The 25586-nt window shown below is 29.4% G+C and carries 18 protein-coding genes and 2 tRNA genes; 16 read left to right on the top strand and 4 right to left on the bottom strand.

Going from position 1 to position 25586, the window contains the following annotated elements; genetic code table 11:
- Position 1 precedes the first annotated feature (1 nt).
- The 7 genes from L3J60_RS08330 (at position 2) to L3J60_RS08300 (ending at position 11147) form a co-directional block, all read left to right on the top strand.
- On the top strand, positions 2–2314 hold the full coding sequence (locus tag L3J60_RS08330; RefSeq protein WP_291975038.1) for a glycoside hydrolase family 65 protein: 2313 nt from the start codon (positions 2–4) through the stop codon (positions 2312–2314).
- The gene (locus tag L3J60_RS08325; protein WP_291975037.1) at positions 2315–4168 is read left to right on the top strand and encodes a glycoside hydrolase family 13 protein; all 1854 of its coding nucleotides are present in this window, start codon (positions 2315–2317) and stop codon (positions 4166–4168) included.
- Between the two features lie 4 nt (positions 4169–4172).
- Complete coding sequence (locus tag L3J60_RS08320) at positions 4173–6563, top strand: TIM-barrel domain-containing protein (RefSeq protein WP_291975036.1); 2391 nt, start codon at positions 4173–4175, stop codon at positions 6561–6563.
- A 169-nt stretch (positions 6564–6732) separates the two neighbouring features.
- Positions 6733–8088: an alpha-amylase family glycosyl hydrolase gene (locus L3J60_RS08315; protein ID WP_291975035.1), complete on the top strand. Its 1356-nt coding sequence runs from the start codon at positions 6733–6735 to the stop codon at positions 8086–8088.
- A 164-nt stretch (positions 8089–8252) separates the two neighbouring features.
- Entirely contained in the window at positions 8253–9239 is a 987-nt protein-coding gene (gene pfkA / locus L3J60_RS08310) for a 6-phosphofructokinase (RefSeq protein ID WP_291975034.1), read from the top strand.
- A gap of 23 nt (positions 9240–9262) precedes the next feature.
- Positions 9263–10267, top strand: coding sequence for a type I glyceraldehyde-3-phosphate dehydrogenase (gap, locus tag L3J60_RS08305; RefSeq protein WP_291975033.1), 1005 nt, complete (start codon positions 9263–9265; stop codon positions 10265–10267).
- A gap of 19 nt (positions 10268–10286) precedes the next feature.
- A complete protein-coding gene (locus L3J60_RS08300) occupies positions 10287–11147 on the top strand; it encodes an N-acetylglucosamine kinase (RefSeq protein ID WP_291975032.1) in 861 nt (286 codons plus the stop codon).
- Here L3J60_RS08300 and murF read toward each other — a convergent pair.
- Together murF and gldJ are read right to left on the bottom strand one after the other, a co-directional pair.
- On the bottom strand, positions 11133–12392 hold the full coding sequence (gene murF, locus L3J60_RS08295) for a UDP-N-acetylmuramoyl-tripeptide--D-alanyl-D-alanine ligase (protein WP_291975031.1): 1260 nt from the start codon (positions 12390–12392) through the stop codon (positions 11133–11135). The genes L3J60_RS08300 and murF overlap by 15 nt on opposite strands.
- Positions 12393–12458: 66 nt before the next feature.
- Positions 12459–14159, bottom strand: a complete 1701-nt coding sequence (gldJ, locus tag L3J60_RS08290; RefSeq protein ID WP_291975030.1) for a gliding motility lipoprotein GldJ — start codon at positions 14157–14159, stop codon at positions 12459–12461.
- 408 nt (positions 14160–14567) lie between these two features.
- Here gldJ and porU point away from each other — a divergent pair, with 408 nt between their 5' ends.
- The 5 genes from porU to L3J60_RS08265 are packed head-to-tail and all read left to right on the top strand — an operon-like array spanning position 14568 to position 21508.
- Complete coding sequence (porU, locus tag L3J60_RS08285) at positions 14568–18332, top strand: type IX secretion system sortase PorU (RefSeq protein ID WP_291975029.1); 3765 nt, start codon at positions 14568–14570, stop codon at positions 18330–18332.
- 36 nt (positions 18333–18368) lie between these two features.
- Positions 18369–19511 carry a type IX secretion system outer membrane channel protein PorV gene (gene porV, locus L3J60_RS08280; RefSeq protein WP_291975028.1) on the top strand — a complete coding sequence of 381 codons (1143 nt, stop codon included), beginning with the start codon at positions 18369–18371 and terminating at the stop codon, positions 19509–19511.
- Positions 19512–19528: 17 nt separating this feature from the next.
- Positions 19529–20011 carry a cytidine deaminase gene (gene cdd, locus L3J60_RS08275; RefSeq protein WP_291975027.1) on the top strand — a complete coding sequence of 161 codons (483 nt, stop codon included), beginning with the start codon at positions 19529–19531 and terminating at the stop codon, positions 20009–20011.
- 9 nt (positions 20012–20020) lie between these two features.
- Positions 20021–20404 (top strand): group III truncated hemoglobin, encoded by a 384-nt coding sequence (locus L3J60_RS08270; protein WP_291975026.1) that lies wholly within the window; start codon positions 20021–20023, stop codon positions 20402–20404.
- A gap of 39 nt (positions 20405–20443) precedes the next feature.
- Positions 20444–21508, top strand: a complete 1065-nt coding sequence (locus tag L3J60_RS08265) for a 3-oxoacyl-ACP synthase III family protein (protein ID WP_291975048.1) — start codon at positions 20444–20446, stop codon at positions 21506–21508.
- A 142-nt stretch (positions 21509–21650) separates the two neighbouring features.
- Here L3J60_RS08265 and pafA read toward each other — a convergent pair whose 3' ends face one another.
- On the bottom strand, positions 21651–23330 hold the full coding sequence (gene pafA, locus L3J60_RS08260) for an alkaline phosphatase PafA (protein WP_291975025.1): 1680 nt from the start codon (positions 23328–23330) through the stop codon (positions 21651–21653).
- A 128-nt stretch (positions 23331–23458) separates the two neighbouring features.
- On the opposite strand from pafA, the gene L3J60_RS08255 reads away from it, so the two are divergent.
- The 4 genes from L3J60_RS08255 (at position 23459) to L3J60_RS08240 (ending at position 25223) form a co-directional block, all read left to right on the top strand.
- Positions 23459–24199 carry an ABC transporter permease gene (locus L3J60_RS08255; RefSeq protein ID WP_291975024.1) on the top strand — a complete coding sequence of 247 codons (741 nt, stop codon included), beginning with the start codon at positions 23459–23461 and terminating at the stop codon, positions 24197–24199.
- Entirely contained in the window at positions 24200–24967 is a 768-nt protein-coding gene (locus L3J60_RS08250; RefSeq protein WP_291975023.1) for an ATP-binding cassette domain-containing protein, read from the top strand.
- A 61-nt stretch (positions 24968–25028) separates the two neighbouring features.
- Positions 25029–25101: transfer RNA gene (locus L3J60_RS08245), tRNA-Lys, on the top strand.
- A 41-nt stretch (positions 25102–25142) separates the two neighbouring features.
- Positions 25143–25223, top strand: a tRNA-Tyr gene (locus L3J60_RS08240).
- 58 nt (positions 25224–25281) lie between these two features.
- Here L3J60_RS08240 and L3J60_RS08235 read toward each other — a convergent pair.
- Positions 25282–25586 (bottom strand): T9SS type B sorting domain-containing protein (locus L3J60_RS08235; protein ID WP_291975022.1); only part of this gene is annotated, 305 nt, incomplete at its 5' end.

Below are 25586 nucleotides of genomic sequence, written 5' to 3'. Positions count from 1 at the left end.
AATGAATAAGAATTATATTATCCCTAATGAGTGGTCCATCCTTGAAGAAGGATTTAATAAAGAGAATGTTAAATCTTCCGAAAGCTTGTTTAGTATTGGAAATGGAGCCTTGGGACAACGAGCTAATTTTGAAGAAGACTATTCAGGTTCTTCTTTTCAAGGAAGTTATATTGGAGGTATTTATTATCCTGATAAAACAAGAGTAGGATGGTGGAAAAATGGATATCCTGAATATTTTGCTAAAGTGCTAAATGCACCAAATTGGATTGGAATTCGTATAAAAATTAACAATACTATTTTAGATTTAAACGCCTGTAAGGTTCAAAAGTTTAAGCGAGAATTAAATATGAAAGAAGGCTGGTTAAGCCGTTCTTTTAATGCGATTTTAGAAACGGGTGAAGAGATAGAAGTTTTTACTAAACGATTTATTAGTATTACTCATAATGAAATAGGTGCTATAAAATATGCTGTGAAAGCAGTAAATTTTTCTGGTGAAATTACTTTTTCTCCATATTTAGATGCCGGAATTGTAAATCAAGATTCTAATTACGACGAATTTTTTTGGAAAACACTTCAAATAAAAGAAGGAAAAAATAATGCTTGCATACTTTCAAAAACTCTTAAAACTGGTTTTGAAGTTGCTACAGCTATGGAAGTTTCTTTTGAACATAATAGTAATAGAATTAAAATTCCTCAAGAAGTTTTAACTCAAGAAAATTCTATTTCTTATAGCTACAAAGTAAATTGTTCCCAAGGCGACGTTGCAACCATATATAAATATGGTAGTTATGCAACCTCTTTAAATCATAATTCCGATAAATTAATTGATGTTGCTTTTAAAAATGTTGCAACCGCTAATAAACTTGGTTTCAAAACTTTATTAGCCAAACAAAAGAAATCTTGGAATACTATTTGGTCAACTTCAGATATTAAAATTGAAGGAGATATAAAAGCACAACAAGGAATTAGATTTAATATTTTTCAGTTAAATCAAACTTATTTAGGTACAGATTCTCGTTTAAATATAGGTCCAAAAGGATTTACAGGAGAAAAATATGGAGGAAGTACCTATTGGGATACAGAAGCCTATTGCATCCCATTTTATATGGCAACTAAAGATGCTAGCATAGCAAAAAAATTATTAATGTATCGCTACAATCAGTTAGATAAAGCTATAGAAAATGCTAAAAAACTTGGCTTTAAAAATGGAGCTGCATTGTATCCAATGGTTACTATGAATGGAGAAGAATGCCATAACGAGTGGGAAATTACTTTTGAAGAAATTCATAGAAATGGAGCTATGATTTATGGTATTTATAACTACGTAAATTACACAAATGATTTTGAGTATATTCCTAAATTTGGATTAGAAGTTATGATTGGTGTTGCTCGTTTTTGGCATCAACGTGCAAATTTTTCAGAAGCCAAAAATCAATATGTAATTTTAGGAGTTACAGGTCCAAATGAATATGAAAACAATGTAAATAATAATTTTTATACTAATTATTTGGCAAAATGGTGTATTGAATATGCTATTGAATCTTTACAAAAAGTTAAAAATGAATACTCTGAAGATTATGATAGAGTTCTAAAAAAAGCGAATTTAACGGAAGCTGAAACTAAGCAATGGTTACAAGTTGCCAATAATATGTATTTTCCTTATAGTAAAGAAAAACAAGTGTATTTGCAACAAGATGGTTTTTTAGATAAAGAATTAATTCCAGTTAGTCAATTACCAAATACTCAACGTCCGATAAATCAAAAATGGTCTTGGGATCGTATTTTACGTTCCTGTTATATTAAACAAGCCGATGTTTTACAATGTATGTTCTTTTTTGAAAAACAATTTACAAAACAAGAATTAGAACGTCATTTCGATTTTTATGAGCCACTAACCGTTCATGAATCCTCACTTTCACCTTGTGTTCACTCAATTTTGGCAGCTTCTATTGATAGAATGCCAAAGGCTTATGAACAATATGTTAGAACTTCTCGGTTAGATTTAGATGATTATAATCACGAAGTAGATGAAGGTTGCCATATTACAAGTATGGCAGGGACGTGGATGTCTATTGTACAAGGTTTTGGAGGAATGAGAGTAACTAATAAAGGGATGCTTTCATTTAATCCACAAATTCCAAAAGAATGGAAATCGTATGCTTTTACTATTAATTTTAGAGGAAATATTATCAATGTTTATAAAAGTCAAAATAATTGTAAATTTTCTAATGAATCTGGAAATGAAATTACTATTTTAGTACATAATGAAGAAGTGAAATTACCTTCAAAACAACTCATATTAATATCAATTTAAATGAAAAAATATCTTCTGATAGCAGTTCTATTTCTCACATTTAGTTTACAAGCTCAAAAAGTAAAAAAGATAGAACCACCATTTTGGTGGACTAATATGAATCATAATCAGCTAGAATTGCTAATTTATGGCGATGATATTGCAAGTTATAAGCCTTCGATTGAAAATAAAAACATTATAATAACAGGAGTTAAAAAAACAGAAAACAGCCATTATTTATTTCTAGATTTAGATATTTCAAAGGCACAGGTTGGAACGTTTAAAATTAACTTTTCAAAAAAAGGAAAGAAAAATAATTTTTCAGTAAATTATAAATTAAAACAGCGTTCAAAAAACTCTAAATTCAGAAAAGGATTTAATAGCTCAGATGTGGTTTATTTGTTAATGCCAGATAGATTTGCTAATGGAGATGTTACTAATGATTCCTCTAAATATACTTTTGAAAAAGCAAATAGAAAATTAAAAGGAGGAAGGCATGGAGGTGATATTCAGGGAATTATCAATCATTTAGATTATATAAAACAGTTAGGAGCTACGGCTATTTGGAGTACACCTTTGCTGGAAGATAACCAATCCGTTTATTCATATCACGGTTACGCAATTACAAATCCTTATAAAATTGATCCAAGATATGGAACTAATGAATTGTATAAAAATCTAGTCGAAAAAGCACATAAAAAAGGCATCAAATTAATTATGGATTATGTAACTAACCATTGGGGAAGTAACAATTGGATAATTAAAGATTTGCCAACCTATTCGTGGATTCATCAGTTCCCTAATTTCCAAAGATCAAATTATAGAATGTCCACTCAGTTTGATTCACATGCTTCTAAAATTGATGCTAAACTTTGCATGGATGGATGGTTTGATAAAACTATGCCAGATTTAAACCAAAGCAATCCTTTAGTTTTAAAATATTTAATTCAAAATGCCATTTGGTGGATTGAATATGCAAATTTAGACGGACTTAGGGTGGATACGTATTCATATAATAACAAAGAAGGAATTGCAAAATGGACAAAAGCCATTATGGATGAATATCCTAATTTTAATATAGTGGGCGAAGTTTGGATGCATAATCAGGCAGCCATATCATATTGGCAAAAAGATAGTAAAATAGGAGCTATTGAAAGTTATAATTCCTATTTGCCAAGCGTAATGGATTTTACGTTGCATGATGCTATTACAGCTATGTTTAATCAAGAAAATACAAGTTGGGATAATGGCATGATTAAAGCGTATAATAATTTTGCAAATGATTATTTGTACCCAAATAGTAACAATATGTTGGTTTTTGCTGAAAATCATGACACCCAGCGAATTAATGAAATTTTTAATGGAGATATTAATAAATATAAATTAGCCATTACCTTAATTGCAACTGTACGTGGTATTCCTCAATTGTATTACGGAAGTGAAATAGGAATGCGAGGCAATAAAAATAATGGTGACGGAGCTATTCGTAAGGATTTTCCAGGAGGTTGGCAAAAAGATACGAATGATGCATTTACTAATTTAGGAAGAACAACTAAACAAAACGAGTATTTTAATTTTACCAGTAAATTGCTGAACTGGCGTAAAACTTCAGAAGTAATTCATACAGGGAAAACAACGCATTATATTCCTGAAAATAATGTATATGTTTATTTTAGATATAACGAGAAAAAATCGGTAATGATAGTTATCAATAATAATCCTAAAGAACAAACCATACCATTAAATAGATTTGCTGAAAATTTAAAAAAGTACACTTCAGGAATTGATATTTTAACGGACACTAAACTAGATTTATCAAAATCTGATTTAACAATAAGTGGTAAAACTGCATTAGTTATAGAATTAAAAAAATAAAATCATGAAGTTCAAAAACTTATTTTTAATTGTTTTTTGTGGAATTTCTATATCTATATTTTCTCAAAATTCTAATAGAAAATTTATTAAGATTATCTCAAATGATTCAGTTGTTAAACTACAAACTAACGATGGTTGGTACAGAATAAAGCCGTATTCCAATAAAATTATTGAAACTTCATTTATACCAAATGGCGAAACCTTTAACCCACATTCTGATGCAGTAGTTTTAAAACCTAAAAAAAATCATTTTAAAGTTCTTGAAAATGAACAAAATATAACTATTTCAACTACCGGAATTAAAGCAATAATTACTAAAAACCCGTTTCAAATTAAGTATTATTACAAAAATAATTTTTTAATTTCTGAAAGAAATGGCTATAAAAAAAATGATAAATACAAGATTATTGATTTTAATTTAACTCCAACGGAAGTTTTATACGGAGCAGGAGAACGTGCTTTAGGGATGAATAGGCGAGGCTACAAATTGCAGTTATATAATAAAGCACATTATGGTTATGAAACACATTCTGAATTAATGAATTATAGTATGCCATTGGTTTATTCTTCTAAAAAATATGCAATTTTATTTGATAATGCTCCAATTGGATACTTAGATTTTGATAGTAAAAAAGATAATACCTTACAATATGAAACTATCAGTGGTAGAATTACCTATCAAGTAATTGCTAGTAATACTTGGGGTGATTTAATCAATCAATACACATCTTTAACAGGAAAACAGCCGTTAATTCCACGTTGGGCTTTAGGTAATTTTTCCAGTAGATTTGGATATCATTCTCAAAAAGAAACCGAAAATACTGTCCAAAAATTTATTGATGAAAAAATACCAGTTGATGCGGTAATTATCGATTTATACTGGTTTGGAAAAACAATAAAAGGTACCATGGGAAATCTTAAATTTTATAAAGATTCGTTCCCAAACCCTAAAAAAATGATTGCTAAGTTTAAGAAGAAAGGGATTAAAACTATTTTAGTAACAGAACCTTTTATTTTAACAACCTCAAACAGATGGAAAGAGGCAGTTGATAAAGATATTTTAGGAAAAACAAAACAAGGGAAACCCTATACTTTTGACTTTTATTTTGGGCATACAGGTTTGATAGATATTTTTAAACCGTCAGCTCAAAAATGGTTTTGGAATATTTATAAAAATTTAGCAAAAGATTATGGAGTTGCTGGTTGGTGGGGAGATTTAGGAGAACCAGAAGTACATCCTTCCGATTTAATTCATGTAAATGGAACCGCCGATGAGGTTCATGATATTTATGGACATAATTGGGCAAAAGTAATTTATGAAGGCTATCAAAAAGATTTTCCAAATCAACGTCCATTTATTTTAATGCGAGCAGGTTACGCAGGTTCACAGCGTTACGGACTTATTCCGTGGTCAGGAGATGTAAATAGAACTTGGGGAGGTTTACAATCACAACCCGAAATCGCTTTACAAATGGGAATGCAAGGCTTGGCTTTTTCTCATTCTGATTTAGGTGGTTTTGCAGGTGCAAATTTAGATGATGAATTATACACACGCTGGTTACAATATGGTGTTTTTCAACCTATTTATCGTCCACATGCACAAGAAGAAGTTCCTTCTGAACCAGTTTTTAGAGAATTTAAAACAAAAGAATTAGCTAAAAAATCAATAGAATTACGCTATCAATTACTTCCATATAATTATACTTTGGCATTTGAAAATCATATTAAAGGAACTCCGTTAATGCGACCTGTCTTTTTTGAAGACGTTAGCTCTAAAAAACTTTTAACGTATGATAAAACCTATTTATGGGGGAATAGTTTTTTGGTAAGTCCAGTTTTAAAATCAGGAATTAAAGACCAAGAAGTTTATTTTCCAGCAAATAACAATTGGTATAATTTTTATACAGATGAAAAGGTTGTTGGAGGTCAAACAAAAAGTATAACCTTACATAAAAATTATATACCAACGTATGTTAGAGGAGGTGCTTTTGTTCCTATGATTAAAACAATTCAAAATACTACAAAATATAGTTTAAAATCCTTCAATTTAAACTTCTATTTTGATAAATCTGTTAAAGAAAGTGAGGGAATATTATATAATGATGATGGAGAAACTCCAAAAGCTTTTGAAAAAGGAAACTATGAAATTCTGAATTTTGAAAGCAATTATAAAAATCGTAAATTAATTATTAAAATTGAAACTGAAACGGGTAAAAATTATTCTTCTTCAGAAAAAGAAATTAATTTAATAATTCATAATGTATTCAATAAACCTAAAAAAGTTAAAAGGTATCATTTTAAATGGAATTCAGAAAAACATATAGTTACGGTTTTAATTCCAAATGTAAAATCAACTTCAAAAAAGATAAAAATTAAATTGTATGTCCGTAATTAGTAATAATAAAAAACAACGTCATGCTGAACTCGTTTCAGCATCTCATTCTCGTTTGATAACCAGTGTTTTATTGAATACGACCCTGAAACAAGTTCAGGGTGACGGACGTTATGTAAGATTACGGACAATCAGAAATTAAATTAAACAATTAAGATATAATTCAAGTATTATGAAAAAATTAATCGCCTTAATAGCATTTATTTCAATAATTGCGTGTAAAAATGAAGCACAACAAAAAAAGAAAATAGATAAAACAATATCCACAAATAAAACCATCTCTGATGCCGATTTAGAAAATGCAGTGATTTATGAAGCTAATATTCGTCAATATTCACCTGAAGGAATTTTTTCTAAATTCACTCAAGATATTCCTCAATTAAAACAATTAGGAGTTAAAATAATTTGGCTAATGCCAATATATCCTATTTCAAAAAAAGATAGAAAAGGATCTTTAGGAAGTTATTATGCAGTTCAAAATTATACCAAAGTTAATCCAGAGTTTGGAAATCTTAATGATTTAAAAAATTTAGTTAAAACAGCTCATAAAAACGGCATGTTTGTAATTTTAGATTGGGTTGCAAACCACACAGGTAGAGATCATCAATGGATAACGGAACATCCAGATTATTATGTTCGTGACAAAAATGGAAGTCCTGTTGCTCCTTTTGATTGGACCGATGTTGCTAAATTAGATTATTCAAATAAAAATCTTAGAAAAGCGATGGTTGGTGAAATGCAGTATTGGTTAAAAAATGCAAATGTTGATGGGTTTAGGTGCGATGTTGCCGCCGAAGTTCCGGTAGATTTTTGGAATAGTGCTATAAAACAATTAAAACAAACAAAACCAGTATTTATGTTGGCAGAAGCTTGGGAACCAAAATTACTTAAAAATGGGTTTGATATGGTTTATGGTTGGGGTACTTATCATATAATGAATGAAATAGCTCAAGGTAAAAAAAATGTTCACGCTTGGGATAATAGAAGAAAACAAATTGATACCTTATATCAAAAAGATGATATTTTAATGAATTTTATAACTAATCATGATGAAAATTCTTGGAATGGAACGGTAAAAGAACGTTTAGGAGACGCATCAAATACCATGTTAGCATTAACTTATTGTACTACCGGAATGCCATTAATTTATAGTGGACAAGAATATGGTATGAATAAAAGATTACGTTTTTTTGATAAAGACACTATCAGTAAAACAAAAGGAAAAGTTTGGTCTTTATTAGAAAAGTTGGGCAAATTAAAAAATACAAATATTGCTTTAAACGGAGGTAAAAAAGCGGCTAGTTATCAAAAAATAAACAGTTCTAATAATAATAATATTTTAATTTTTAAACGTGAAAAAAAAGGTAAAAAATTATTTTATTTAGCTAATTTAAGTGATAAAGAAGTATCTTTTACTACCGATTTATCAGGTGAATTTTTAGATTATATTAATCAGAAAAAAATGCATTTAATTAAAGGTCAAAAACTGATTTTTAAACCTTGGGAATATAAAATTTTAGTACTGTAAAAATAAGTTTTAAAGTATTGATAATAAATATTTTATTGAATTTTAAAAGGGTGTTTTATTACATCCTTTTTTTATTTGTAGATGCGAAATCGTTTTAGTGATTATTTCGTAGTTTTATAGGATAAATTTTAACAATATTGTAATTTTGATATCTAATTAATCTTATGAATCAACCAATAAAAAAGATAGCTGTTTTAACTTCAGGAGGAGATGCTCCAGGAATGAATGCTGCAATAAGAGCAGTTGTTAGAGCTTGTACCTATTATCGTATGGATTGTGTTGGTGTTTATAGAGGGTATCAAGGTTTAATTGAAGGTGATTTTGAACAAATGTCTGCTCGTCATGTAAGTAATATTATAAATAGAGGAGGAACTATATTAAAATCTGCTAGATCTTTAGAGTTCAAAACAAAAGAAGGAAGAGTTAAAGCATTCGAAAATCTTAAAAAAGAAGAAATTGGAGCTTTAATTATAATTGGTGGTGATGGTACTTTTACTGGAGGTTTAAAATTTATAGAAGAATTTAATTTTCCAATAGTTGGAATTCCTGGTACTATTGATAATGATATCTATGGAACAGATAAAACTATTGGATATGATACTGCTTTAAATACAGTTGTTGAAGCAATTGATAAAATTAGAGATACTGCAAGTTCTCATAATCGATTGTTTTTTATCGAAGTTATGGGGCGTGATGCAGGTTTTATAGCATTAAATGCAGGAATAGGATCGGGAGCAGAAGAGATTTTAATTCCAGAAGAAAATATAGGATTAGAAAAGTTAGTAGATTCTTTAAAAAAAGGTAGAGATAAAGGAAAAACTTCAAGTATCGTTGTAGTATCGGAAGGTGATAAAATAGGTAAAAATGTTTTTGAATTAGCAGACTATATTGGTGAAAATTATCCTGCTTATGATATAAGAGTTTCAGTTTTAGGACATATGCAACGTGGAGGCTCTCCAAGTTGTTACGATAGAGTTTTAGCGAGTAGATTAGGAGTAACAGCTGTGGAAACCTTGTTGGATAAAAAATCTGGCGTTATGGTTGGTACTACTAATAATGAAATATCAAAGGTTGGTTTAGATAAAGCCATTAAAATGCATCACAAAATAAATAAAGAACTGCTTAAAGTAGCAGAAATAACATCAATTTAATAACACAAATAAAAATTATAAAAATGTCAACAATTAAAATAGGAATTAACGGATTTGGTAGAATTGGTAGAATTGCATTTAGAGTTGCAGTTAGCCGTCCAAATATTCAAATAGTAGGAATTAATGATTTGTTAGAGGTAGAACATTTAGCATATTTATTAAAATATGATTCAGTTCATGGAAGGTTTGAGGGTACCATTGAAGTAAAAAATGGAAATCTAGTGGTAAACGGTAATGAAATTAGAGTAACTGCTGAACGTAATCCTGAAGATTTAAAATGGGATGCAATAAATACAGATGTTGTATTAGATTGTACAGGAATTTTTACAACACTTGAAAAAGCACAAGCACACATTAAAGCAGGAGCCAAAAAAGTAGCAATTTCTGCACCATCTGCAGATATACCAATGTTTGTAATGGGTGTAAATAACAAAGAAATTACGGCTAAAGACACTATTGTTTCTAATGCTTCTTGTACTACAAACTGTTTAGCACCACTTGCTAAAGTTATTAATGATAATTTTGAAATAGTTGAAGGTTTAATGACTACTATACATGCTGCTACAGCAACGCAATCAACGGTTGATGCACCTTCAAGAAAAGCATATAGATTAGGTCGTTCTGCAATAAATAATATTATTCCAGCTTCAACAGGAGCCGCAAAAGCAGTTACCAAAGTAATTCCATCTTTGGTTGGTAAATTAACAGGAATGGCATTTAGAGTTCCAACTGCTGATGTTTCTGTGGTTGATTTAACTGTTAGAGTTAAAAAAAGTGCCTCTATGGATGAAATTAAAAAAGCATTAAAAGATGCTTCAGAAAATGAAATGAAAGGGGTGTTAAGTTATACAGAAGAAGATGTAGTTTCACAAGATTTTGTTTCTGAAGCTCATACCAGTAATTTTGATGCTGGTGCAAGTATTGCTTTAAATGATAACTTTTTTAAATTAATTTCTTGGTATGATAATGAGTTTGGATATTCTACTAAATTAGTGGATTTAGCAACTTATATTCACGGAGTAAAATAATTACTAAAAAAGGATTAGAATGATTTTAATAGCAGATGGAGGATCAACAAAAGCCGATTGGATTTTATTAGATTTGTCAGGTAATCAAAAGCTTAAAACTAGAACAAAAGGACTAAATCCTGCAGTTTTTAGTGAAAAAATTTTACATCAACGACTAGAGATTAATAAGGAATTGGCTAGTGTAAAAGATTTGGTTACTGAGGTTTATTTTTATGGTGCAGGATGTGGCACAGTTAAACCAACTTTGTTATTAAAATCGATTTTTGAAAAATATTTTAAAAATGCAAAAGTTGATATAAAAGAAGATACTTATGCAGCTGCTTTTGCAGTAACCACTAAACCTGGAATAATTTGTATTTTAGGAACAGGATCAAATAGTTGTTATTTTGATGGAAAATTTGTAGATGTTAGAATTCCATCATTAGGATATATATTAATGGATGAAGCTAGTGGCAACTATTTTGGTAAAAAATTAATACGAGATTATTATTATAATAAAATGCCTAAGGAAATTGCAACTAAATTTGAAACTACTTTTAATTTAGATGCAGATGTTATTAAGCATAATTTATATAAAGATGCCAATCCTAATACCTATTTAGCTCATTTTGCAGAGTTTATACTTAAAAATGAAAGAAATGCGTATTTTAATAAAGTATTGCATAAAGGAATAAAAGAATTTTTTAAAAATAAAATTTTACCTTATGATGAATCTAAAGAACTTCCAGTTCATTTTGTTGGATCCATCGCTTATTTTTCACAGGATATAATTAAAGATGTTGCAAGATATCATATGATTAAATTAGGTAAGTTTGTTCAAAGACCTATTGATGGTTTAATTAAATTTCATAGAAATAAATTAAAGTTAGAGCAGGTCTAAAATGCGTTCCAGAGCCATTCCTCTAGAACCTTTTATTAAAATTGAAGTATTATTAACATTTATATAATTTTGTGATTTTTTGAAAGCTTCAAAACTTTCAAATTGGGAAGCATTTTTTACGGTAACAGTAGAAAATGCTTTTCCTATTAAATACACTTTGTTGAAATTAAATAAAGTAGTTAAATCTGCAATTTTTTGATGTTCTTGTAGGCTAGTTTTTCCTAATTCAAACATATCGCCTAAAATGGCAATTTTATTTTTTGATTTCAGGAGGCTAAAATTAGTTAATGCTTCTTCCATACTACTGGGATTTGCATTATAGGCATCTAAAATAATTTCATTGGTATTTTTTAAAATAATTTGTGAACGATTATTCGTTGGAATGTAGTTTTCAATAGCATTTTTAATAGTTAAAGGTTCAACTTTAAAATAGTCTCCAATGGTAATTGCAGTAGCAATATTTGTAAAATTATAGGTTCCAATTAAATTGCTTTTTATAGTAATGTTTTTAAAGTTAACATTTACATAAGGATTAAAGCTTTTTAACGTTATCTTTTTTTGGTTAAATGCTACTGTTTTTAATCCAATAGCTTGTTTTATTTGAATGTTATCATCAGAATTAATAAAAACGGTTCCATTAGCTTTTTTTATAAACTTATATAACTCCGATTTTTCTTTTATAATATTTTCAAAACTTCCAAAGCCTTCTAAATGAGCTTTTCCAAAATTAGTTATATAACCGTAATTTGGTTCAGCAATACTACATAAAAATTTAATTTCACCGATATGATTTGCACCCATTTCTACCACGCCTATTTCAGTTTTAGGCGTCATTGACAGTAGCGTTAAGGGTACGCCAATATGGTTATTTAAATTTCCTTGAGTAGCAACTGTTTTATATTTTGTGGATAATACAGTATTTATTAATTCTTTTGTTGTTGTTTTTCCATTGCTTCCTGTTAATGAAATTATTGGAATTGCTAATTTTTTTCTATGATAATTAGCTAATTTTTGAAGTGTTTGTAAACCGTTGTTTACTTTTATAATATGGTTGTTTTTAGATTTTATTATTTCATCTACAATGGCGTACGAAGCTCCTTTTTTAAGGGCTTCTTCAGCAAATAAATTACCATTAAAATTTTCACCTTTTAAAGCGAAGAAGATACTTCCTTTTCTTATTTTTCTAGTGTCTGTATCTACTTTAAAACTTTGGGTATATAAATTATATAATTGCTCTATTTCCATAGTTTAAATATAAAAAAACCTCGCTGATTTTACAGCGAGGTTTAGGTTTATTTTTTTGGTATATTTTTAATACCTAATTTTTGTTGTAGTTGGTTTTCTACGTTTATAAGTCATAGGACCTAAACGATCCGTTGCACATCTAAAACCAATATAGTTTGTAGCCATATATTCAGGTAAATACCTTCGTTGAGACGGATCTAACCAATACGCTCTATCTTTCCATGAACCACCTTTATAAACACGGGATTTATTGCTAATTAAAGTAGTTCTTTTCTTGGTGTCATATTGTTGTATAATTAGACCGCTTTCACCTATAACTCTTGGATTAGTAGGTGAGTTATACATACGTGGTTTACTGTCTAGTTCTTCTTCATCCTTATTGTAAAATTTGGTAGAGCCTAAATCTCCATCTCTTGCATCTACATTATTTGCCTTTTCATAGTTGTTTCTCATGTAAGCATCTCTTTTACTAATAGGAATATATTTTACATCTCCTGGAAATGCTTTGACAATTAATTTCCCATTATCTAACGTGTCATACTCAACAGAATTATCATCTACAATAACTACTTTACCTTCAGCATCAATCATTTTTTTAGTGAATATATTTCCTCTAAAATAATTAAAATCATTGGCATTGTTATCAATAATTGGTCGGTACACATCTGCCACCCATTCGGCAACATTACCAGACATATCATAAAGTCCAAAAGCATTTGGTTTGTATGATTTTATTGGCATGGTAATATCTCCTCCATCACTACTCCAACCAGGCACACCACTATAATCTCCTTTGGATTGTTTGAAATTTGCTAATTGATCTCCTCTATATCTTCTAGATTTGTTACGGGTATATTTTCCTTTCCAAGCGTATTTTTTTCTTCCTTTAATGTCATTATATTCTCTGTTTTCAACAATTGCTTTTGCAGCATATTCCCATTCGGCTTCTGTTGGTAGCCTAAATTTAGGAGCTAAAATACCATCAGAAACTTTTACTTGTCTGCCAGTAAATGAACCTTTTGAAGGTTTTGGATCTCCTTTTTTACGTTTTTTATTAGCTCTAAGTCCTCTTTTGTAAATTGAAGAATCCCCATCAAATAAAAGGTATGGATTTGCTAAATAAGTATCCGTTGTAAAGTGATTTTTTCCTTCAACTTTTAAGGAGTCCATGGCAAATAATGGGTTTAAAATTCCTTTATCCATTAATATTTTCTCATTAACTCTATCACTTCTCCATTTGCAATATTGATTTGCCTGTAACCAACTAACTCCAACAACTGGATAATCTGCATAAGCAGGATGTCTTAAATAATTTTCAGTTAACAATTCATTATTACCTAATACATCACGCCAAACTAAAGTATCTGGCAAAGCTGATAAATAAATATCTTTGTAATTTGGATCACTAGGAGGAAAAACTTTTTCCATCCATTGTAAATAAAATAGATATTCTGCATTAGTTACTTCTGCTTCATCTAAATAAAAGGATCTAATTTGCATTTTTACTGGAGTGGTATTCCAATCAAACATAACATCGTCTTGAACTTCACCCATAGTAAAAGCCCCGCCTTCTATTAAAACCATTCCTGGAGGTGCTTTTTGTCCTTTATAATTATTGCTAGAAGTGAAACCGCCAGCTGCTTTATCTTTTGCATTCCACCCTGTTAATGATGACTCATTACGGGAAGTTCTGTTATGGCAACTAACAAACATAACTAAGGTTATGCTGAGTAATATAAGTTTTGAAACTTTAAATAAATTTTTCATATTCATTTTCAGTAATTAGGGTTTTAATGTTTTGCAATTTACATTAAATATATATTTTCACAAGAAAAATTTAATGTATATCCGTTTTGTGTCATATTTCATATTTATACGTCATGCTGAACTCGTTTCAGCATCTCATAGTTTTTACTAATCACCAATTTATATTGATGAGACCTTGAAACAAGCCCGCCTGCTGCTGGCAGGTTCAGGGTGACGAACATTTTATGATTAATTACGGACAATCAAGAAAAATTTTCAGTAAAACTATTTAACTAAACATTTTAACGATTGTTTTTCTTTATTATTATACGTAATGTTGTAATAAATTAAAAATAACCTTTAAAATTTGACGTTACTGCATTAATGAAACCTATAATAAAATTTTATTTTTTAATTAGTTTTTTAATTGTGAGTCCCATTTTTGGGCAACAAAAATCACTAAAATCATTTCAACTTAACTGGCAAAATAAGGTTAGTTTTAAAGTTAGTAATCAGCAAAATATTACTACTAGTATAGTTAAAGGTAATTTTATTGATGGAAATTTAATTCCTTCATATACATCATCTTGGGAAGTTTCAAAGGGTGAATCTTTGAGTTCTTTTTTTATAAAAAATGTAAAATATCAACTAGTTAATAATGAGGAATTTAAGTCGCTCTCAATTTCTAAGATCCCTAATAAAATAAATGCTAATTTTCATATTGTAAATGCAAGAAATAAGACTTTAGCTGTTTTAACGTTAAATCCTTTAGTTTATGAAAATTCACAATTAAAAAAAGTCGTTTCTTTTGATGTTGAATATGTTACAAATGTAAATAGAGGAAAGAGTGTAGCTAAAAGTTCATCTGTTAAAAATTCGGTTTTAGAAACAGGTGCTTGGTATAAATTTGCTATTGACACTACTGGAGTTTATAAAATAGATAAATCTTTTTTACAAAAATTAGGTTTGAATACTACTAATATTAATCCTAAAAATATTCAAATATTTGGAAACGGTGGGCAAATGCTTCCTTTTAAAAATAGCGATTTTAGACAGGATGGTTTACAAGAAAATGCTATTTATATAAAAGGAGAAGAGGATAATAGTTTTGATGATGGAGATTACATTTTATTTTATGGAAAAGGTCCAGATACTTGGAAAATAAACGGAACTGTAAGTTTACAAAATACACATCATCAAAAAAATATTTTTTCTGATAAAGCCTATTATTTTATTACGGTTGGAGATACAAATGGAAAGCGAATTTTAAATCAACCACAAGTTACACTTGCTGCAAGCCAACAAATTAATAATTATGACGATTTCACCTTTTTTGAAAAAGATGAAGTAAATTTATTTGCTGTAGGTCAGCAGTGGTTTGGAGATTCATTTAATATAGAAAACGTGCATACCTATACCATTCCTTTTGAAAATATTGATAATTCAAATAATATTTTAGTTAGAGTTAGAGGTGTTGCTGAATCTGGTTTAGCTTCTCAATTTCAAGTTTCAGTTAATAACCAATCCTTATTTAATGTAAATATTCCTGCTAATGGTGGTTTAACAAAAGCGTATGCCATTGAAAACTTTAAGGATATAAATATAAGTGGAAATTCAGTAAATGTTACTGTAACTTATAGTAATGGTGGTAATCCTTCGGCAAAAGCATATTTGGATTATATAGAAGTTTTGGGCAAAAAAAAGTTGATTGCTAATGGAAAACAATTCAGATTTAGAAATTTTGATATCACAAATTCAACAGCGGTTTTTGAATACACTATTCAAAATACAAATAATATTGCTATGGTTTGGAATGTTTCTGATTATTTAAATCCAATAAATATTGAAAACCAGGCCACTTCTTCAGATTTTTCTTTTAAAGTTAATGGAGGCAGTAATAAAGAATATGTTGTTTTAAATGACACCAATTATTATACGCCTGAAATTATACCAAATAGTTTAGTTGAAAATCAAAATTTACATAGTTTAACTAATCTTGATTATATTGTAATTACACAAGATTTTTTGTTTAATCAGGCACAGCGGCTAGTAGATTATCATCAACAAAATAGCAACTTGCAGTCAAAAGTAATTTCACTAAAACAAATTTATAATGAGTTTTCTTCAGGATCTCCAGATATAACTGCTATTAGAGATTTTGTAAAACATTTGTATGATAATTCAACCACAAACAGGGTAAAATATGTTTGTTTATTTGGTGATGCCTCTTATGATTATAAAGATAGAATAAACGGGAATAATAATATAGTACCTGTTTTTGAAGCATATAATAGTTTTAATTTGGCAACCTCCTTTGTTACTGATGATTTTTATGGGATGATGGATGCTAATGAAGGGCAAATGCAAAAGTTTGAAAAGCAAGATGTTGCAACGGGAAGAATTCCAGTCTCAGATGTTTTACAGGCACAACAAGTAGTTGATAAAATTCTTAATTATAACAGTACAAAAGCATTTGGTAGTTGGCGAAACCAAGTTACACTTATAGCAGACGATATTGACGCAGCAGGAGAAGAAACCCTTCAATTAAATATGGAAAGATTGGCAGATACAATTTCAGTAAGAAATCCTATTTTTAATTTAAAAAAGATATATATTGATGCATATGAACAACAATCTTCTGCGGGCGGAAGTAGGTATCCAACGGTAAATACAGCTATTTCAAATCAAGTAGAAAAAGGAACATTGGTTATAGATTATTTTGGTCATGGTGGCGAAGATGGTTGGGCTGCAGAACGAATTTTAGAAGTTCCCGAAATACAAAATTGGAAAAATGAATTTAGGTTACCCTTGTTTGTTACTGCAACTTGCGAATTTTCACGGTTTGATAATCCGTTGCGTAAAACAGCAGGTGAATACGTGTTATGGAATAAAAATGGAGGAGCAGCATCACTAATCTCAACAACCAGAGAAATTTTTATAAGTGTTGGCGAAGCTTTAAACAAAGCTTTAATAGAACCATTATTACAATTTAATAATGAAAATTATTCCATAGCTGAAAGTTTAATGATTACAAAAAATAAGTTTTCCACCAATCAGCGTTATTTTGTATTTACTTTAGGCGACCCAGCAATGAAATTAAACGTTCCAAAGCCATTGGTTAAACTCACTAAAATGAATGATGTTTCTGTAACTCAAAGTTTAGATACCATTAAAGCTTTATCACATGTTAAATTTGAAGGAGAAGTAACCAATTCATCAGGAACAAGATTGAGTAATTTTAATGGTGAATTTGAAGTTACAGTTTTTGATAAGCCAGTTTCTAAAACAACTTTAGATAATGATAACCATAATATAACTATGCAATTTGATGCCATTGAAAGCAAAATTTTTAATGGAAGATCAAAAGTAGAAAACGGATTATTTACTTTTGATTTTGTTGCTCCAAAAGATTTAAAAATAGCTTATGGAAAAGGCAAGTTAAGTTTGTATGCTTTTGATGCAGTACAAGATAAAGCAGGTGCTAATTTTGACATAGTTGTTGGAGGAATAAATGCCAATGCCCCAGAAGATAATACTGGTCCAACCGTACAATTATATATGAACGATTTAAATTTTGTAGATGGTGGAAACACCAATGAATCTCCTTTATTTATAGCCGTTCTTCAAGATGAAAACGGAATAAACACTTCCTTAACAGCAGTAGATCATGATATTGTAGCAATATTAGATAACGATGAGTCAAACCCAATAGTACTTAATGATTATTATCAAACAGAATTAAATAACTATAAAAAAGGACAAGTTAATTATCCATTTAGAAATTTAGCACCAGGTTTACATACCATAACACTAAAAGTGTGGGATACATACAATAATCTTACTGAAACTTCGTTTACCTTTTTTGTAGTAAGTGATAGTGATTTAGTTCTAAGTAATGTACTTAATTATCCAAATCCGTTTGTAAACTATACTGAGTTTTGGTTTAATCATAACAAACCAAATGAAGAATTAAATGTTCAAATTCAAATTTTTACAATTTCAGGTAAATTGGTTAAAACAATAAATAAAACTATTTTATCCGTTGGAAATTTATCTAGAAGCATTAGCTGGAATGGTTTAGATGATTTTGGATCTAAAATTGGAAAAGGTGTTTATGTCTATAAATTAAAAGTTAGTTCATTAAATTCTAACACAACAGCACAAAAAATAGAAAAATTAGTAATACTTCAATAATAATTAAGATATTTGTTAAGCAAAATTACCCTATAAATGAAAAAAATAATTGTATTATCCTTAATAGTTTTAGTTACTTATACTAAAAGTAACGCACAAGATACTCCTAATCCAATAACAACAGCAGCACCCTTTTTGTTAATAGCACCTGATGCACGTGCTGGTGGTATGGGCGATATTGGTGTAGCCACATCTCCAGATTCCTATTCTCAACATTGGAATCCTTCAAAATTTGCTTTTATGCCGTCGCAATTTTCAATAGGTGTAGTTTATACGCCTTGGTTAAGACAGTTAACAAACGATGTATTTTTAGGCGGATTTTCATTTGCTAATAGAATTGATGATAGAAGTGCTTGGGCTACAAGTTTAAGCTATTTTAATTTAGGTCAAATTGATTTAACAGATATTAATGGAGCTCCACAAGGAACGGAAAATTTAAATGAATTTTCTTTAGATGGTTCTTATTCCTTAAAACTGAGTGAAAGTTATGCAATGGGTGTAACTATGCGTTATATTCGTTCCGATTTAGGAATTAAATCAGCAAACTCAACTATAAATCCTGTAAATACTTTTGCAGTTGACATATCAGGTTATTTTCAGTCTGATGAAACTAATTATGGAAATTTTAATGGTATTTGGCGTGGAGGTTTTAACATTTCAAATATTGGACCAAAAGTATCTTATTCAGATGAAGGAGGAGATAATTATATTCCTACAAACCTAAAAATTGGTGGAGGTTTTGATTTTATTTTAGATAGCTTTAATAAAGTGAGTTTAAACTTAGAATTTAATAAGTTATTAGTGCCAACGCCAAGCGTTTCAATAGCTGGTGATGGTAAGCCACCCTACAAACAAGAAGATGTGAGTTTTTTTAGTGGAATATTTAAATCTTTTGGCGATGCTCCAGGAGGCTTTAGTGAAGAATTAAAAGAATTTACTTGGGCGTTAGGAGCCGAATATATGTACGAAGATTCTTTTGCCTTAAGAGCAGGTTATTTTAATGAAAGTGATTTAAAGGGAGCAAGAAAATACTTTACCCTAGGTGCAGGGTTTAAATTTAAAAGTACAAGGTTAGATCTTTCTTACCTATTTAATGCCTCTGATATTAATAATCCATTAGAAAACACACTTCGTTTTTCACTATCTTTTGATTTTGGAGAATTATTTGAAGTATATTAATCGTTAATTAGATATTAATGAAAAAAGTTGAAATAAAAACAGAAATTACTGTTTTTGATTCGTTTGATGAACTTTTAAAAGAAGATAAAAGTTTAATGAATGAAGCTATAAAAGCAAAGCAAAATGCTTATGCACCATATTCTAAATTCAGTGTTGGTGCCGCATTATTATTAGAAGACGGAACTATTATAAAAGGGAATAATCAAGAAAATGCAGCATATCCTTCAGGTATGTGTGCAGAACGTGTTGCAATATGGAATGCATCTTCTCAATTTCCAGATAAAAAAGTAGTTAAATTAGCTATTTCTGCGAGTTCCTCCTCTCATATTGTTAAAGAACCTGTTGCTCCTTGTGGTGCATGCAGGCAAACATTATCAGAATATGAGATGAAACAAAAAGAACCCATAGCAATCTTTTTTATGGGTGAAGAAGGTAAGGTTATTAAAGCATCATCGGTATTAGATTTACTTCCAATTGCTTTTGATAAATCATTTTTATAAATTAATTTTATGAAAACTGATATTCAGAGCAGAGAAGATATTTATTTATTGGTTAAAGCGTTTTATGTAAAGTTGATGAAAGATGAATTATTAAGTCATTTTTTTGAAGATTTTTCTAATCCAGAACTTTTAGAAACACATTTGCAAACGTTAGTAAATTTTTGGGATAATATTCTTTTTTATTCTGGTGGGTATCGTAAAAATGCAATGGAACCACACCTAAAATTACAACAGACAAAACCATTCAATTCAAATCACTTTAAACGTTGGTTATCAATATTTAACAGTACGGTTGATGAGCTTTTTGAAGGCGAAATAGCACACGCAGCAAAGACCAGAGCTTTATCGATAGCCACCGTAATGGAAATTAAAATAAAGAACTTAAATAAGTAACCAATTTCTAAATTTGCGACTTAATATTATAAAATGAGAATACAATCAAAAATAACTGGAATTGGAAGCTATATTCCTACCATAGTTAAAAAGAATGAAGATTTTTTAAATAATGAATTCTTAAATGAAGATGGTACATCCATACAGCATCCAAATGAGGAAGTTATTGATAAATTTAAAGCTATTACTGGAATTGAAGAAAGAAGATATGCTAGCCTTGATTTAAACTCTTCTGATTTAGGATATTTAGCGGCTAAAAAAGCCATTGAAGATGCAGGCATTGACCAAGAAGAATTAGATTATATAATTTTGGCACATAATTTTGGAGATGTTAAAAGTACTTCAATTCAAAGTGATATTTTACCAAGTTTAGCATCTAGAGTAAAACATAAATTAGGAATTAAAAATCCTAATTGTGTTGCTTATGACATTTTATTTGGCTGTCCAGGATGGATTCAAGGTGTGATTCAAGCAGAAGCTTATATTAAAGCTGGAATGGCAAAAAAATGTTTAGTTGTTGGTTCTGAAACTTTATCAAGGGTTTTAGATGATCATGATAGAGATTCTATGATTTATTCTGATGGAGCTGGTGCTTGTGTAGTTGAAGCTACTGATGAAGAAAATTCTATAGGAATATTAAGTAGTACAGCACAAACTGATACTTTTGATGAATGCTATTATTTATTTTTTGGAAATTCATTTGATAAAAATGAAAAATCCGATATTAGATATATAAAAATGTTTGGTAGAAAAATATATGAGTATGCATTAAATAATGTGCCAAATGCTATGAAAAAAGCGTTGGATAAAAGTGGCGTGCATATTAAAGATGTAAAAAAAATTCTTATTCACCAAGCTAATGAAAAAATGGATGAAGCTATTGTAAAACGTTTTTATAGATTATATAAAATGCCAATGCCTAAAAATATTATGCCAATGAGCATTCATAAACTAGGAAACAGTTCTGTTGCAACTATTCCTACATTAATTGATATGGTTAAAAAAGGATTGGTAAAAGATCAGGAAATAAATAAGGGTGATATAGTTCTTTTTGCATCAGTTGGAGCAGGTATGAATATTAATGCAATAGTTTATAAATATTAAAAAGCAAATTTTTTGTTGATATTTAAAGAGAAGGTCTAAAAAGTTTTGAAAATCGTCATTCTGAACCTGCCAGCAGCAGGCGGGCTTGATTCAAGTTGACAAAAATTTTACTTTTTAGACCGTCTTTTTTTTGAATTCTATCCTATTTCAATACTTCAATTATAGGTCTTCCTGTGCAGCCATCTGGTTCTTCAATATTTAATAAAGAAGATATTGTTGGAGCAATATTGGTTATTGGGTAATACACATTTGAACTTCCTGTTTTAATTCCTTTTCCATAGAAAATCAATGGAACATGGGTATCGTAATTATAACCAGATCCGTGTGTGGTTCCGGTTATTCCATGACTAATTACACCAGGCATTGGAACAAATAAAATATCACCAGAAAATTTTTGATTGTATCCTTTTTGAATAGTTTGTAGTAAACCTGAAGAAAATTGTGCTGTTTGTAACGTATGAGCTGTAACGGATTTATATACTTTATCAAAGTTTATTATTTCATCTGCTATAATTTGTTCTACTTTATTAACATCAAGCCCTAAAGACTTAATTTTTTCTTTATTTAAAAAAAGCTGGTAGTTTGAAATATTTTCAACAATTTTATCAGAATTAAAATATTTTAAAGTTAATGTACGGACATATTTTTTAAATTCTTCTATTTTAAAATAACCACTTGGTATTTTTAAATCTTCTAAATAAGAAGGATTTGGAACTGCTGCGTGATCAGCAGTTAAAAACAACGTATAATTTCCTTTTCCTACATGTTCGTCCAAAAAAGTCAATAACTTTTGAATTTCTTTATCTAATCGTATATAGGTATCTTCTAATTCTATTGCATTTGTACCAAATTTATGACCAACATAATCTGTACTAGAGTAACTTATTGCTAAAAAATCGGTATAATTAGTTTTACCTAAATTTTCGCCTACTATAGCTGCTTCTGCAAAATCAGTGGTAATAGAGTTTCCTTGAGGTATTGCTTTTAATAAATCATAATTACCATTAATTTTTCGTAATTCTTTTAAATTATAAGGAAAAGTAGGGGAGTGTTTTCCTCTAAATAAACCTTCATATTTATTATTATCAGGCAATGATTCAGTATATGTTGAAATATCATTATAAGTATTCCAAGTGCCATTTAAATAATTATTGGCTTTTCCCGAATTGTTAAAATCAACTACCCATTGTGGTAATTTATTCATATAAAAAGTACTAGTAATAAATTTTCCAACATCTTTACCTTCAAACCAGTAGGCTGCATTTGCTGTGTGACCTGCTGGTAATATTGAGGCCCTATCTTTAAGGGCAATTCCTATAGTTTTACCATGCATATTTTGTGCTAATTTAACTTGATCAGTTATGGTTGTAGTTAACATTCGTTGAGGTGATTTGTTTCCTCCTTTAGTTGCTCCTACTGTTTTGTAATTAGCATCATCTACACAATAAATAGATTTTTTTTGATACTTATCATACCAATTATTAGAAATAATTCCGTGGTTTGTTGGCGTTGTACCAGTATAAATAGAAGTATGCCCAACAGCTGTATAAGTAGGAATATAATTAAAATGTGCATTTTTTAAATCATAGCCGTTATTCAATAATCGTTTAAAACCACCTTCTCCAAATTTATTATAAAATTTTACTAAATAATCATATCTCATTTGGTCAATAACAATTCCGACTACTAATTTTGGTCTTTTTTGAGTTGTTTTTGTTTGATGATTTTGTTGTTTAACAGAAGTGGTGGTCAAATTAGATTTAATAGAAACACAACTTGAAAGTATTACACTTATAATGAATAATGAAATTATTTTTTTCATTTTTTAACTATTTTAGTTGAAAATTCAAGTATCAAAAGTATGGCTTTTTTTAAACCTGTTTAGTTTTTTTTGTTACAAAAACATTTTACCTAATATTAATTTAATATTTTAGCCAAAAAGAAATCTCAATGAACTATATAGAGCATATTGGAAAGTATTTTATTATGCTAAAGCAAGTATTTAAAAAACCACAGAAATGGTCGGTTTTTAAAGAAATGCTTTTTAGAGAAATTGAAGATTTAGGATTAAAATCACTTGGAATAATTGTTTTTATTTCCTTTTTTGTTGGAGGAGTTGTAGCTATTCAAACAGCATTAAATGTTGATAATCCATTTATTCCAAAATATACCATTGGTTTTGCTACAAAAAGATCAATGATTTTAGAGTTTGCTCCAACATTTATGAGTATTATTTTAGCAGGTAAGGTAGGTTCGTATATTTCATCAAGTATTGGTACTATGAGAGTTACAGAACAAATAGATGCTTTAGAAGTAATGGGAATAAATTCACTTAATTATTTAGTATTACCCAAAATTATTGCAGCTCTATTTTTTTATCCCTTATTAATATTATTAGCCATGTTTTTAGGAATTTTTGGTGGATATTATGCAGGAATTTTGACGGGATTATTTTATAGTGAAGACTATATATATGGAATTCAGTTAGATTTTAATCCGTATTTTATTAGATATGCTTTAATTAAAACATTAATTTTTGCCTTTGTAATAGCCACCATACCAGCTTATCATGGATATTATGTTAAAGGAGGCTCTTTAGAAGTTGGTAGGGCAAGTACGCAGGCTGTGGTTTGGACTAGCGTTGTGATTATATTATTAAATTATTTCTTAACTCAAATGCTTTTAGGATAGATGATTGAAGTAAAAAATTTATATAAAGAATTTGATGGCATTCAAGTTTTAAAAGGTGTTTCAGCAACTTTTGAGAAAGGAAAAACTAATATGATTATTGGTCAAAGTGGTTCAGGAAAAACAGTATTCTTAAAATGTTTATTAGGACTTCATACTCCAGAAAAAGGAATAATCTCTTTTGATGGAAGAAATTATGCAGATTTAAAGACAAAACAACATCGCCAATTGCGACAAGAAATGGGAATGGTGTTTCAAGGAGGTGCTTTATATGATTCTTTAACTGTAGAAGAAAATATAATGTTTCCTTTAAAAATGTTTGCAGATAAAACTTTTGATGAAATGTTAGATCGGGTTAATACGGTTTTAAAACGTGTTAATTTAGAAAATGTAAATGCTAAATTTCCTGCTGAACTTTCTGGCGGAATGCAAAAGCGAGTTTCCATCGCTAGAGCAATTGTAATGAATCCGAAATACTTATTTTGTGATGAACCAAACTCAGGGCTTGACCCAATTACAGCAACGGTAATTGATAATTTAATACAGGAAATTACCAAAGAATACCAAATGATAACCGTTATAAATTCGCATGATATGAATTCAGTAATGGAAATTGGAGAAAAAATTATTTTTTTAAAAGATGGTGTAAAAGCGTGGGAAGGAAGTAATAAAGAAATTTTTAAAACTGAAAATCAAGCGATTGTAGATTTTGTATATTCTTCTAATTTATTTAAAAAAGTTAGACAGGTTTATTTAAACGAAAGTAAATAGAAAAGAAGTTTGTTTTTATAAAATATACATTTATATTTGCACCCGCTAAAAAGGAAAAGATGACCTGGTAGCTCAGTTGGTAGAGCACCTCCCTTTTAAGGAGGTGGTCCTGGGTTCGAGCCCCAGCCAGGTCACAATAGCTTCTCAAAAATAGAGAAGCTATTTATTTTAAAAAGGTGAGATACTCAAGTGGCCAACGAGGGCAGACTGTAAATCTGCTGCGCAAGCTTCGAAGGTTCGAATCCTTCTCTCACCACGAAAAAACGAGCTATTTAGCTCGTTTTTTTTTGTGAATTAGTTTTCTGTTTATAATTTTATTTTCTAATTAAACTAAAATGTCCTTTTCTAATTTTCCTGCTTCCTTTGCTATCTATCAATTCAACGGTAAACCAATAATCTGAGGAAGGAAGATGTGTTCCATTAAAATAACCATCCCAACCTTGGGTTGTTGGATCTACTTTTATAATCAGTTTTCCAAATCTATCGTAAATGTAAATTAATGAATTTGGATAAAAATTTGAGTTTACCCCAATTACATTCCAATAATCATTAAAACCATCATTGTTTGGAGTAAAGAATTTTGGATATCCGATTACTGAAACATCAACAGCTACACTTC

Origin of the sequence: Lutibacter sp. (genome assembly GCF_021647475.1) — a bacterium.
Lineage (GTDB): Bacteria > Bacteroidota > Bacteroidia > Flavobacteriales > Flavobacteriaceae > Lutibacter.
Note: the sequence above shows the minus strand (reverse complement) of the source record. Positions and strands in the feature narration are given on the sequence as shown.

What these genes read in the sequence shown, in the direction of transcription:
- pfkA (WP_291975034.1), top strand. Translation starts at nt 8,253, where the DNA reads ATGAATCAACCAATAAAAAAGATAGCTGTTTTAACTTCAGGAGGAGAT.
- gldJ (WP_291975030.1), bottom strand. Translation starts at nt 14,159, where the DNA reads ATGAAAAATTTATTTAAAGTTTCAAAACTTATATTACTCAGCATAACC.
- L3J60_RS08250 (WP_291975023.1), top strand. Translation starts at nt 24,200, where the DNA reads ATGATTGAAGTAAAAAATTTATATAAAGAATTTGATGGCATTCAAGTT.
- L3J60_RS08320 (WP_291975036.1), top strand. Translation starts at nt 4,173, where the DNA reads ATGAAGTTCAAAAACTTATTTTTAATTGTTTTTTGTGGAATTTCTATA.
- L3J60_RS08255 (WP_291975024.1), top strand. Translation starts at nt 23,459, where the DNA reads ATGAACTATATAGAGCATATTGGAAAGTATTTTATTATGCTAAAGCAA.
- porV (WP_291975028.1), top strand. Translation starts at nt 18,369, where the DNA reads ATGAAAAAAATAATTGTATTATCCTTAATAGTTTTAGTTACTTATACT.
- L3J60_RS08330 (WP_291975038.1), top strand. Translation starts at nt 2, where the DNA reads ATGAATAAGAATTATATTATCCCTAATGAGTGGTCCATCCTTGAAGAA.
- murF (WP_291975031.1), bottom strand. Translation starts at nt 12,392, where the DNA reads ATGGAAATAGAGCAATTATATAATTTATATACCCAAAGTTTTAAAGTA.
- cdd (WP_291975027.1), top strand. Translation starts at nt 19,529, where the DNA reads ATGAAAAAAGTTGAAATAAAAACAGAAATTACTGTTTTTGATTCGTTT.
- gap (WP_291975033.1), top strand. Translation starts at nt 9,263, where the DNA reads ATGTCAACAATTAAAATAGGAATTAACGGATTTGGTAGAATTGGTAGA.
- L3J60_RS08300 (WP_291975032.1), top strand. Translation starts at nt 10,287, where the DNA reads ATGATTTTAATAGCAGATGGAGGATCAACAAAAGCCGATTGGATTTTA.
- L3J60_RS08270 (WP_291975026.1), top strand. Translation starts at nt 20,021, where the DNA reads ATGAAAACTGATATTCAGAGCAGAGAAGATATTTATTTATTGGTTAAA.
- L3J60_RS08315 (WP_291975035.1), top strand. Translation starts at nt 6,733, where the DNA reads ATGAAAAAATTAATCGCCTTAATAGCATTTATTTCAATAATTGCGTGT.
- pafA (WP_291975025.1), bottom strand. Translation starts at nt 23,330, where the DNA reads ATGAAAAAAATAATTTCATTATTCATTATAAGTGTAATACTTTCAAGT.
- L3J60_RS08325 (WP_291975037.1), top strand. Translation starts at nt 2,315, where the DNA reads ATGAAAAAATATCTTCTGATAGCAGTTCTATTTCTCACATTTAGTTTA.